Raw genomic sequence first — 11,753 nt, 5'->3', positions numbered from 1 at the left:
GTCCTGTCAGACGGGTCGCATCAGGGCTTTCGCGAATGTGGGCGCTGAGCCTCAGTTAACCGTGATCGCACAATCGAAGGTCTGAACAGGTGCCACTTCAGGCGCCCACGGCTGTTGATACATCATCAACAGCTGCCCATCTCCCGCGCTGGCAGCCTGGTAGCGCCATACCGATTGCCCGGAGCTCCCCACAAGCCCTGCCTCTTCCGGGTTGCTATAGACCTCCGGCCCTAAACTGCGCAGCACGCCCGACGCAGGCGTCTGCACCTTCCATCGATAACCGGTAGTGGGTGTACTGGGCAGCGTCAGGATCAAGGTTTGCCCGGTTTTCAGCTTCAACGGGCACTGGCTTTGCTTTTCAACGGAGACGATTTGCCTTGGTTGTTGCGCACACGCAGCAAGCAGGACAAGGCTCAGAGGGACGAGCAGGCGGACAGCAGTCATGGAAGCTCCAGTCGTTTTCAACGAACAGGGAGCATAACCTTTCTCACCATCAAGTTGGCGCCTACAGATAAGCGAGGTCTTCTGTAGGGGTCAACGTGCTGGCGAGACCATTGGCGCTTAGAACAAAATCTTCGCGACGTCAGCAAAGCGTTTAGCGAAGTGCACGGTGATGCCTTCCTTGAGGTAGTCGGGCAGTTCTTCGAAGTTGCCACGGTTTGGCTCAGGCAAGATCAACTCGTGGATCTTCTGCCGACGCGCCGCGATAACCTTTTCGCGCACACCGCCAATCGGCAATACATGCCCGGTCAGTGTCAGTTCGCCGGTCATGGCCACGCCTTTTTTTGGCGCTTGATTGCGGGCCAGGGACAGCAACGCGCTGGCCATCGTCACCCCTGCACTCGGGCCGTCTTTAGGCGTCGCGCCTTCGGGCACGTGCACGTGCACAAAAGCCTCGTCAAAGAAACGCGGATCACCACCGAATTGCGCCAGGTTCGCGCTGATGTAGCTGTAGGCAATTTCCGCCGACTCTTTCATCACATCGCCCAGCTGCCCGGTGAGTTTGAAGCCGCGGTTGAGCGTGTGGATTCGGGTCGCCTCGATCGGCAATGTGGCACCACCCATGCTGGTCCACGCCAGACCGGTGATGACGCCGGTACCTGACAGCACTTGTTCGTTACGAAATACTGGCATGCCCAGCGAAGCTTCCAGGTCTTTGGGCGCGATCTTGATCACCGAATTCGGCTCATCCAGCAGCTTGACCACGGATTTACGCACCAGCTTGCCCAGTTGTTTCTCCAACTGCCGGACCCCGGCTTCACGGGCATATCCATCGATGACGGCCCGCAACGCAGTGTCACTGATGGACAGGCTGCTTTTGGCCACACCAGCCTTCTCCAATTGCTTAGGCCACAGGTGGCGTTTGGCGATGGCGACTTTCTCTTCGGTGATATAGCCAGACAGGCGAATCACTTCCATTCGGTCGATCAATGGGCCGGGGATTGAATCCAGGGTGTTGGCGGTGCAGATGAACAGGACTTTCGACAAGTCCAGACGCAGGTCCAGGTAGTGATCGAGGAATTCCACGTTCTGTTCCGGGTCGAGGGTTTCCAGCAACGCCGAGGCTGGGTCGCCCTGGTAGCTCTGGCCCATCTTGTCGATCTCGTCGAGCATGATCACCGGGTTCATCACTTCGACGTCTTTGAGCGCCTGGACCAGTTTGCCCGGTTGCGCGCCGATGTACGTGCGACGGTGGCCCTTGATCTCTGCCTCGTCGCGCATGCCGCCGACGCTGAACCGATAGAACGGCCGACCCAATGATTCGGCAATCGAGCGGCCCACACTGGTTTTGCCCACGCCCGGCGGGCCGACCAGCAAGACGATGGAGCCGCTGATCTCCCCCTTGTAAGCGCCCACCGCGAGAAACTCGAGAATTCGGCTCTTGATGTCATCCAGGCCCGCATGGTGCTGATCGAGCACCTTGCGCGCGTGCTTCAAATCGAGCTTGTCCTTGCCATAAACGCCCCACGGCACCGAACTGGCCCAATCCAGATAGTTGCGCGTCACCGCGTATTCCGGTGAGCCGGTTTCCAGTATCGAGAGTTTGTTTATTTCTTCGTCGATCCGCTTGCGTGCCTGAGGCGGCAGGGTTTTGCCCTCCAGGCGCTGCTCGAACTGCTCGATGTCGGCGCTGCGATCATCTTTGCTCAAGCCCAGCTCTTGCTGGATCACTTTGAGCTGCTCCTTGAGGAAAAATTCGCGCTGGTGTTCACCGATCTTGCGGTTCACTTCAGCAGAGATTTCTTTCTGCAGGCGCGCGACTTCGACTTCCTTGCGCAGCATAGGCAGGACTTTGCCCATGCGCTTGAGCATGGGTACGCAATCGAGCACTTCTTGCAGTTCGACGCCGTTGGCCGAGGTCAGTGCTGCCGCGAAATCGGTGAGCGGCGACGGATCGTTTGGGCTGAAGCGGTTCAGATAGTTCTTCAGCTCTTCGCTGTACAGCGGGTTGAGCGGCAGCAGTTCCTTGATCGCATTGATCAGGGCCATGCCATAGGCCTTGACCTCATCAGTCGTCTCATTGGGTTGATGCGGGTACTCGACTTCCACCAGATACGGCGGGCGATGGTGCTTGAGCCAGGTGCGAATACGTACCCGACTTAGACCCTGGGCCACGAATTGCAGTTTGCCGTTCTCGCGACTGGCGTGGTGGACCTTTACCAGCGTGCCGTATTCAGGCAGGGCATTGGTGTCGAAATGGCGGGGATCGTCGGGGGGCGTGTCCATGAAAAACAGCGCCAGTGAATGATGGTCCGACTTGCTGACCAGCTCGAGGGTCTCGGCCCAAGGCTCTTCGTTGACAATCACCGGCAGCACTTGAGCTGGGAAGAACGGGCGGTTGTGGATCGGGATGATGTAGACCTTGTCCGGGAGGTTTTGCCCCGGAAGGGCCAGGCTGGTGTTGGTTGAACCCTGGTCTATGTCGTGCTCGGCATTAACGTCATCTGACAAATTTTGTGAGTCTGTTTGCTGGTCGCTCATGGGGCACCTGCACAATTGAACATGGAGTTTAGATGGGGCGCAGCAGCAAGGGTTTCAATGGTGAGTACAAATAGATTCGGTCGAGCCTGGGTTCTCGTTCAATGCGCCGATAATTTTTTGTAAGCCCTGGCAGGATGATAGTTAAAGGCCGTGCTCAGTATAGGGGCGCTTGTGGCAACCCCATGGCAGATGTCCACAAAGCTCCGAACGGGACAAGCCCTGCAAAAAAGGCGGCTACTTTTCGGTAGCCGCCTTTTTCATTGGGTCACTTCATCATCAGTCCGGCAGTTTGAACGCCAGGATGTAATCGCCTTGTTTGGTGCCCAGTGAACCGTGACCGCCCGCCATGACCAGCACGTACTGCTTGCCGTCCTTGCCGGTGTAGGTCATCGGCGTGGTCTGGGCGCCTGCTGGCAGGCGACCTTCCCACAGTTGCTTGCCGTTACGAACATCGTAGGCGCGCAGGTACTGGTCGAGGGTGCCGCTCAGGAACGCCACGCCACCCTTGGTGACAAACGTTCCGCCCAGGCTAGGTACGCCCATGGTCAACGGGATCGGTACTGGCGCACTGTCACGCACAGTGCCGTTCTGGTGTTTCCAGATCGTGGTGTGATTGGTCAGGTCCACGGCTGCGACGTAACCCCAGGCTGGCGCTTGGCAAGGCAGGCCCATCGGCGACAGCATCGCTTCGAGGATCACACCATAAGGTGCTCCTTTGTTGGGTTGTACGCCTTGAGTTTCGCTTTTACGGCCTGGGCCACCTTCAACCTCGGCTGCTGGAACCAGTTTGGATTTGAAGGCCATGTAGCTTGGGTTTACGAACGCGATCTGACGCACCGGATCAACCGAGATACCGCCCCAGTCGAACACGCCGAAATTGCCTGGATAGACGATCGAACCTTGCAGCGATGGGGGAGTGAAGGGGCCGTCATAGCGCAGGGATTTGAAGTCGATCCGGCACAGCATTTGATCGAATGGCGTCACGCCCCACATGTCGCGCTCTTTCAGGGGCGGCGGCATGAAGTTCAGGTCGGACTTGGGCTGGGTCGGCGACGTGTGATCGCCGGCAACCGCGCCTTGTGGTACCGGGATTTCGTTGATCGGCACGATCGGTTGACCGTTGCTGCGGTCCAGCACGTAGATGCTGCCCTGCTTGGTCGATGCCAGGACGGCTTGTTTCATGCCATCCGCGGTTTTCATGTCCATCAGCGTCGGTTGGCCGCCAACGTCCATGTCCCACAAATCGTGATGGGTGAACTGGAAGTTCCAGCGTACGTGGCCGGTAGCGATGTCCAGCGCAACGAGGCCGGCGCTGTACTTCTCTGATTCAGGGGTGCGATTGCCGCCCCACTGGTCAGGCATCTGGTTACCCATCGGCAGGTAAAGCATGCCGAGTTTTTCGTCGACGCTGAACATCGACCACATGTTGGGAGAGTTACGGGTGTAGGTTTTGCCCGCAGCAATCGGCGTGGTGTCGTTCGGATTGCCGCTGTCCCAGTTCCAGACCAGACGACCGGTGTGCACGTCGAACGCGCGAATCACCCCGGACGGCTCATCGGTGGAGAGGTTGTCAGTGACATGACCACCGATGACGACCAGATTTTGGGTCACGGCAGGCGGCGAGGTGGAGTAGTAGCCACCTGGCGTGAAGGCACCGATGTTGGCGCCCAGATCAATCGAGCCGTTAACACCGAAGTCTTCGCACGGCTTGCCGGTGTCGGCGTTCAGCGCGATCAGACGGGTGTCCGCGGTTGGCAGTAACAGGCGACGTGGGCACGAGTTTGCGCTGGTCGCCGATGTTGCTGCTGGCACGGGGCTTCGCGCAGGTACTGCCGACGGCGCGGGAGCGGGAGCGGGAGTCGCAGCGTAAGCGGCGTCATCGTGATACGACACGCCGCGGCAGGTCATGTGCGCCCAACCCTTGAAGTTAGCCGCTTTCTGCGTGCTGATCTTCGGGTCGAAACGCCAGATTTCCTTGCCTGTGTCCGGGTCCAGTGCGATCACCTGGCTGTGCGGTGTGCACACATAGAGCATCCCGTTGACCTTGAGCGGGGTGTTTTCGGCTGTGGTTTCACCCGGATCGTTCGGTCCAGGGATATCCCCTGTGCGGTAGGTCCAGGCAGGCACCAGCTTACCCGCGTTTTCAGGAGTTATCTGCGCCAGCGGCGAATAGCGATCACCGAACGCGGTGCGCCCATAGGATTGCCAATCACCGTCGGGCATGGCCGGGGCGGTGTTGGTGGTGCCTGCGGTTTCGCGGTCCAGTTGGCCTTTGATCTCACCAGGGTGGGTGAACTGGCTGGCCAACGCTGTAAGGCCGGCCAGCACCACGGCGATGCTTAATGCGCCGGTGGCCATGGGGGCGGGTTGCCCACGCAGCAGGGGACGACGGAACCACGGCAGCAAAAGCACGATGCCCAACGCGAACCACAGCGCCAGACGCGGCACCAGTTGCCACCAATCCAGGCCCACTTCCCACAGCGCCCAGAGCGTGCTGGCGAGCAGAAGCAGCGCGTACAGGCCTAGCGCGGCACGGCGTGCTGCGATGAGCAACACGCCAGTCAGGGCAAAGCCGATACCGGCCAGCAGGTAGTACAGCGAGCCGCCCAGCAGCGTCAGCTTGATGCCTCCTGCCAACATGGCCAGGCCCATCAGCAGCAACACCAGACCGAGCAATGTCGGTAACAGGCGTGTTCTGCTTAAAGCACCATCAGTGCTCATAATGTGTTTCTCCAGGACGATTAAGGGGATGTCGCTTGGTGCGTAACGTCTGTTTGTGAGCCTAGTCCAGTCACATGCATGCGCATTGAAGCCACTGATTTTGGCGATTGGATGCGTTCCATCGGCGGGGGCGCAGTCAGGATTTGACGGGGTTATTTCATAGGCAGCTATCGATGCACAGAGTTCAGGCCTCTGTGCCAAACATGAGGCGTATTCGTTGATTAATCGATTCAGCAGTGATTTGTAATGATAGAGACCTGAGCCAATAAGCGAAAGGGAAGGATGCGCCAAGGTTTGTTGCGGATTTAGTAACAGTGAAAGGCAGGCAGTGCAGGTGACGGGGTTATGTCCTACAACTTCTATCGGTGTTCGTCTGATGCCAATCTGATGCCTTGGGGCGTTAAGCTCTTCCCGCTACGGGGAGGCTCGGCTAAGGTGCGCACCTTACGGGGCAAACCCCGCTTAAATCAGTTCGAAGGCCTGGTATGACGACATCCAACAACAACCCTCTGCATGGCGTAACACTGGAGCAGATCCTCACCGCGCTGGTGGCGCACTACGAATGGTCGGGATTGGCGGAGCGCATTGATATTCGCTGTTTCAAAAGCGATCCGAGCATCAAGTCCAGCCTGACGTTTTTGCGCAAGACCCCGTGGGCGCGGGAGAAGGTCGAAGGTTTGTACGTGAAGCTGGCACGCAGCAAAGGCTGGTGAGGGCCCTCCTTTCTCTGCCGATACCCAAGGATGATTAAAACGATGCACAGCGAACATTCGCAACAGTCGCAAGGACAGCGCAGCTTCATCATCATCGCAGCACTGCTGGGATGGTCGGCATTGGCTATCCAGCTGTATCTGATTTTTTTCGCGCGGTGGGCGGATCAAGCGAGTCTGCTCGGTGGGCTGGTAAGGTTCTTCAGTTTTTTTACCATACTCACTAACACCTTGGTGGCGATTGCCCTGACCTGCGCGGTCGTTAGCAGAAGCGATGGTGTTCATCGCTTTTTCCGAACGCCTTGGGTGTGCAGCGGCATTGCTGCCAGCATTGTCCTGGTGGGGCTCGCTTACAACGTGCTCCTGCGCCATTTGTGGCAGCCCCAGGGCTGGCAATGGATCGCGGACGAATTGCTGCACGACATCATGCCGCTGCTGTTTCTTGTGTACTGGTGGCTATACGTCCAGAAAGGGGGATTGCGCTTGAGCCACGTGCTGCTGTGGGGGATCTACCCGCTGGTGTATTTCGCTTACGTGCTGTTGCGGGGGGATTTGATTGGCGACTATATGTACCCCTTTATTGATGTCGGCACCCTCGGTTATGCCAAGGCCTTTATCAATGCAGGTGGCGTGCTGGCCGGGTTTTTCATGATCTCGCTGGTACTGGTCGGGCTGGATAGGGTCAAGGGCCACAGCGTCAGACGGTGAAGGAATGCGGTCTGTTCAAGACCGCATCGCCGACATCGTTCAACCGTTGTCGGCCTCATTCAGGCGCCAGTAACCGACGGTTTTTACCAGACTTTCCTCCAGGCCAAATTCATTCAGCAATACACGACGAATCTTGCGTGACAACGCCGCTTCAGTTGCCACCCAGGCGTATAGCTTGCCTTCCGGCATTTCCAGCCTGCGGGTAACCTTCACCAGATCCTGCTCGCCCCGCACAATCCAGATCACGTCGACCTGAGCCAGACTGTGCAAGGTCTGCTGCTCGGACGAGTCGGCGATCTCGACCACCACCAGCGCACTGCGGTTGGCCGGCAGGCTTTCTACACGGCGGGCAATGGCGGGGAGGGCGGTTTCATCGCCGATCAGCAAGTAGCTGTCGAAGATATCCGGGACGATCATCGAGCCCCGTGGCCCGGCGATGTACAGCGTTTGCCCCGGTTTGGCCTGCGCTGCCCACGTGGCGGCAGGCCCCTCGCCGTGGAGGACGAAATCGATATCCAGTTCGCCAGCCTCTGCGTCATGGCGCCGAGGCGTGTAGTCGCGCATCGCCGGGCTTGGGCCATCGCTTGGGGAGCCGGGGACGAAGGTCTCGAGTGCCGCCTGCTCTTCGGCCGTTTGCGCGAAGATCAACTTCACGTGGTCATCGGTGCCCAGGCTGACAAAGCCCTGCAGTTGCGGCCCGCCCAAGGTGATGCGGCGCATCCGGGGTGTCAGGTCGATGACGCGCAGCACCTCCAGCTTGCGACGTTTGATGTCATGGCTGACGCGGTGAATGGTCTGTTGCAAATTCATCAAGACTTCTCCGTGGCGCTGACAGGGCCGTCAACGATAGCTTTGGCGGTGTCGTTCAGCAGGGTGCTCACGCGCAGGATTTCTGCCGCATCCCAGCGCCCGTGATGCAGTTGCAGCGCATGCCGCAGGTTGTGCACGGCTTCATGGATTTGCGGCGGCCGATCATGTCCGCGCAAGGCGCGCTTACTGACGTCGATGCGCATGTGCACCCCCTCCAGCGCGATGGCCTGTTCAGTCAGCGAATGCTCACCACTCGGGGTCACGACGTAGCGTTTTTTCCCGCCGAAGGCGTCGCCGAGGATCATTTCGCTTTCTTCAAGAAAGGTCAGTGTCGGGTAGATCACCCCCGGGCTTGGGCTGTAGGCGCCGTCGAACATACCTTCGATCTGGCGGATCAAGTCATAGCCGTGGCTGGGTTGTTCGGCGATCAACGCGAGCAGCAGTAATTTCAGGTCGCCGGGAGCAAAGACCCGCGGGCCGCGTCCTCCGCGCTCACGGCCGGGACGTTTTTCGAAACCATCGCGGCCGTCACCGTGATCGCGGTGGTCTTGATGGGCATGGTGAGTGGGGTCACCTGGTTCGCTCATTTCTCTGTCTCCTGCGTAAGTTAGATATACCTTAAGATATATCTAACTTTTAACGCAAGAGATAAAGAGAATCATTATTATTGAGTGCTGACCTGCAATGACACGGGCGGGGCGTTACAGGCGGTGTGGCTGCCCGGCACGAGATAAGGGTTAAGGATCGGCGCCATGCCTTTGAGCACCTGCACGGGCAACGCTGACGTGAACTTGAAGGCTTCGGACGCGCGACCGGGTACGAACGCCGTCAACGTCCCGAAGTGATTGGCGCCGATGTAGAACACAAACGTCGCCGTGCGGTTGATTGACCTCGACCCGAGGATTCTGCCTCTGGCGCCAATGCTCTCGATCCGGTTGTCACCGGTCCCGGTTTTGCCGCCCATGGCCAGCACGGTGCCGTCCTCGAGTTTGAAGCTGCCCTGCACACGCCGCGCCGTGCCGGCATCCACCACTTGCGACAGCGCTTCACGCATGGCCGTTGCGACCTCGACCGGCAGCACACGCTTACCCAGATTGGGATTATTCGCCAACTGCGTTTCGTAGGGCGTGCCGGCAGCAAAATGCAGGCTGTCGACGCGCAGTACAGGCAGGCGGATACCATCGTTCTGAATGATCCCGATCAACTCGGCCAATGCTGCCGGACGGTCCCCCGAGCTGCCGATGGCGGTCGCCAGTGACGGCACCAGATGATCGAACGGATAACCCAGTCGTTGCCAGCGGCTGTGAATATCGAGGAACGCTTCGATCTCCATCATCGTGCGAATCCGCGTGTCGCGGGCGCTTTTGTGCCGACTTTTGAACAGCCAGCTATACACCTCTTGACGCTCGTTTTGACTGGCGACAAGTGCTTCGCTGAACTTCGCTTGCGGGTGTTGCAGCAGGTAGCCCACCAGCCACAGATCCAAGGGGTGAACCTTGGCGATATACCCTTGATCCGGCAGGTTGTACGCGCCCGGCCCGTAGTTTTGATACAGCTCGCCAAGGCGCTTGTCGGTCAATTTGTCGACCGCCGCTTTGTCATCGGCCAAGTGCGCGCGAACGAAAGCGTTAAACGCGCTCTGATCGGCATTGGGCAATAAGTAACGGTGCACGGCGGCCAGGCGAATCGCCGTGGGGTGCATGCCGTCGAGGAAGGTATCCAGCCGGTCCTGGGTGGACTTGTTCTTGTAGCGCTTCCAGAAGCGCAGAAGAAACACCGTGCCCTCGCGATCGGCAAACTGGCTCAGGTATTCCTGGCGTCTGGGGTCGTTATCATCCTTGAGCAACAGGGCGTTGCTGTTGGCCGACTGATAGATGCTGTAACGCACAAGGTCACGCATCAAGCGTATGAACGGCAGGTTGATGGACTCGCGTATCGCGTCGCGCAAGCTTGGGCTCCGACCATTGTCTTCTTTGCGAAAGTTATTGAAGTGATGCATCCCGCCGCCAGTGAAAAAACTTTCGCCGGGGCTGGCGGAGTACTGCCGATCCAGCGCTGCGGCGAGCATCTTCGACAGGTCTTGATCCTTGTTCTGCATCAGGTAATCGAGGGCCCAGCGGGTTAGCCGGTCCTGGTCTTCGACCGGGACTTTTTTCAGTTCGGAGGGCATTTTTCCGGCGTAGCGTTGATGCAGCTCAGACATGATTTCCAGGTAGGTGGTCAGCACCCGCATTTTTGCAGTAGAGCCCAGTTCCAGCTTGCTGCCCTCGTTGATGTCGAACGGTTGGTCGGTGCTGTCGGTCTGCACCCGCACCCGAGAACCATCCGGGTCGCGTTCGAACAAGGTGAAGCTGTAACGCACCTCCTGGGTGCTGGTCGGCGTCAGCAAATGTTCACCGATCAAGCCCATTTTTGTGGCGAAGGCCGGGTCCGCCAGATCCCGCAGGTATTGACTGACGCTGGTTTGCAACTCCCCTTGTAAGGTACTGGTCGCCGCCAGATCCAGACGGTCGAGGTCATACAGAGGGCGATTGAGCAGAGTGGACAGACGACTGCGGGCGACACTGATGCCCTTGTTGGTTTCGATGGGCTGAAGGGTCGGTTGCTGGGCCCAGTCACGATAGGTCACAGCGCTGGCCAGCGCTGCGTTCGACAGCGCTTGATCAATGACATTGTTCTGCGCCAGCAGGCGGATATGGCTGTCAGTCAGTTGCGCCAACTCTTCGCGACCTCGGGCCAGATAATGCGAAGGCCGACGTTGGGCGATCACCAGTGACAACACCTGACGCAACGCCAGACCGCGTTCAGCGAGGCTTTTCGGGTCGTTGGCAGTGTCAGTCAGTTGCTGATTGACCTTATCGAAGTCTGCGCCATACCAGACGCGTAAACCCTCAGCCAGGCCATGCACTTCACCATGCCCCGGCACGGCTGACAGCGGGACACTGTTGAGGTAATCACGGACCACGCGCTGCCGTGCCTCCAGTGTCTGCGGGCCATCTTGATAGGCACGGACGCTGGCGGAAATCATCTGCCGCAGCTTCTCTGCACCGGACTGGGTCAATCCATCGGGTGAATGGCGATACTTTTCCAGTTGCGTGGCGAGTGTACTGCCGCCAGCGGATTGGCCGGGCAGGGCGAAAAGCTTGGCGACCTGGGAGAGCGCGGCCTTGGCAAAGCGCGGCCAGTCGACGGCAGGGTTGGCCAAGGGTTGTTGCGGGTCAAGCAGGTCGCGGTTCTCGATAAACAGCAAACTGTGGACCACCAAGGGCGGGATCGCCGCAAAGCTGGAATAGAGCTGCTGCGGATAACGGAACTGATAGAGCGGAGCTCCCCGACAATCAGTAATCGACAACCCTGCCTGAATTTTCTCTTGGTAGGGCACGAAGAAACCGCGCTGGCTATAGGCGAGCAGGTCGGGAGAGAACCGGGTTTGCCGGGTCACTAGATAATCGCGTTTGAGCAAGCGTGGCAGAAACTCACCCAGCGCCGAATACCCCAGACGTCGATCGAACGGGCCCTCGCCGGGGTACATGATTGAGTTGCTCGGACCGGGCTGCATCGAATAACTGAGCGTGGCGGCGAAGCGGCTGAACTCACGGGCTTGCAGTTTTGAACTGCGGGTTTCGGCAGATATGGCAAGCCCTAGAGCGGCCAGCCCTATCAGCGACAGCAACCAGAACAGACGCCAGCCATACCGTTTACGGCGTGGACGTTTAGGCAGGGGAGCGTCATCAGGACCGTCAGCAGGAACCACGGTCTTCTTTGAATCGGAATGCCATAAAGCGCCCATAGTCGATTGGCCCGGTTAAGCGTGTTAATCGC

Annotated in this window: 8 protein-coding genes; 2 read left to right on the top strand and 6 right to left on the bottom strand. The window is 58.8% G+C overall.

What is annotated here, in order from left to right; translation table 11 throughout:
- Window positions 1-51: 51 nt before the first annotated feature.
- The 3 genes from RHM55_RS09725 to RHM55_RS09715 all read right to left on the bottom strand — a co-directional run bounded on the left by RHM55_RS09725 (window position 52) and on the right by RHM55_RS09715 (window position 5,703).
- Entirely contained in the window at window positions 52-444 is a 393-nt protein-coding gene (locus RHM55_RS09725) for a protease inhibitor I42 family protein (RefSeq protein WP_322181508.1), read from the bottom strand.
- Window positions 445-561: 117 nt separating this feature from the next.
- The gene (gene lon / locus RHM55_RS09720) at window positions 562-2,952 is read right to left on the bottom strand and encodes an endopeptidase La (RefSeq protein ID WP_322182829.1); all 2,391 of its coding nucleotides are present in this window, start codon (window positions 2,950-2,952) and stop codon (window positions 562-564) included.
- Window positions 2,953-3,258: 306 nt separating this feature from the next.
- Window positions 3,259-5,703, bottom strand: coding sequence for a glucose/quinate/shikimate family membrane-bound PQQ-dependent dehydrogenase (locus RHM55_RS09715; protein WP_322181506.1), 2,445 nt, complete (start codon window positions 5,701-5,703; stop codon window positions 3,259-3,261).
- 485 nt (window positions 5,704-6,188) lie between these two features.
- Between RHM55_RS09715 and RHM55_RS09710 the strand changes: the two genes are divergently transcribed.
- Together RHM55_RS09710 and RHM55_RS09705 are read left to right on the top strand one after the other, a co-directional pair.
- A complete protein-coding gene (locus RHM55_RS09710) occupies window positions 6,189-6,416 on the top strand; it encodes a VF530 family DNA-binding protein (protein WP_219062087.1) in 228 nt (75 codons plus the stop codon).
- 42 nt (window positions 6,417-6,458) lie between these two features.
- Window positions 6,459-7,121, top strand: a complete 663-nt coding sequence (locus RHM55_RS09705) for a Pr6Pr family membrane protein (RefSeq protein ID WP_322181503.1) — start codon at window positions 6,459-6,461, stop codon at window positions 7,119-7,121.
- A gap of 39 nt (window positions 7,122-7,160) precedes the next feature.
- Here the strand turns inward: RHM55_RS09705 and RHM55_RS09700 are convergent, their stop codons facing one another.
- The 3 genes from RHM55_RS09700 to RHM55_RS09690 all read right to left on the bottom strand — a co-directional run bounded on the left by RHM55_RS09700 (window position 7,161) and on the right by RHM55_RS09690 (window position 11,721).
- A complete protein-coding gene (locus tag RHM55_RS09700; RefSeq protein ID WP_322181500.1) occupies window positions 7,161-7,931 on the bottom strand; it encodes a siderophore-interacting protein in 771 nt (256 codons plus the stop codon).
- Window positions 7,931-8,518, bottom strand: coding sequence for a PadR family transcriptional regulator (locus RHM55_RS09695; RefSeq protein ID WP_322181498.1), 588 nt, complete (start codon window positions 8,516-8,518; stop codon window positions 7,931-7,933). The genes RHM55_RS09700 and RHM55_RS09695 overlap by 1 nt, the downstream gene beginning before the upstream one ends.
- Window positions 8,519-8,595: 77 nt before the next feature.
- Window positions 8,596-11,721, bottom strand: coding sequence for a transglycosylase domain-containing protein (locus RHM55_RS09690; protein ID WP_322181496.1), 3,126 nt, complete (start codon window positions 11,719-11,721; stop codon window positions 8,596-8,598).
- Window positions 11,722-11,753 lie beyond the last annotated feature (32 nt).

It is taken from the genome of Pseudomonas sp. MH9.2 (genome assembly GCF_034353875.1).
Classification (GTDB): Bacteria; Pseudomonadota; Gammaproteobacteria; order Pseudomonadales; family Pseudomonadaceae; genus Aquipseudomonas.
Note: the sequence above shows the minus strand (reverse complement) of the source record. Positions and strands in the feature narration are given on the sequence as shown.

Coding starts and splice junctions, on each gene's coding strand:
- RHM55_RS09715 (WP_322181506.1), bottom strand. CDS start 5,703: ATGAGCACTGATGGTGCTTTAAGCAGAACACGCCTGTTACCGACATTG.
- RHM55_RS09725 (WP_322181508.1), bottom strand. CDS start 444: ATGACTGCTGTCCGCCTGCTCGTCCCTCTGAGCCTTGTCCTGCTTGCT.
- RHM55_RS09700 (WP_322181500.1), bottom strand. CDS start 7,931: ATGAATTTGCAACAGACCATTCACCGCGTCAGCCATGACATCAAACGT.
- RHM55_RS09710 (WP_219062087.1), top strand. CDS start 6,189: ATGACGACATCCAACAACAACCCTCTGCATGGCGTAACACTGGAGCAG.
- RHM55_RS09695 (WP_322181498.1), bottom strand. CDS start 8,518: ATGAGCGAACCAGGTGACCCCACTCACCATGCCCATCAAGACCACCGC.
- RHM55_RS09705 (WP_322181503.1), top strand. CDS start 6,459: ATGCACAGCGAACATTCGCAACAGTCGCAAGGACAGCGCAGCTTCATC.
- RHM55_RS09690 (WP_322181496.1), bottom strand. CDS start 11,721: ATGGGCGCTTTATGGCATTCCGATTCAAAGAAGACCGTGGTTCCTGCT.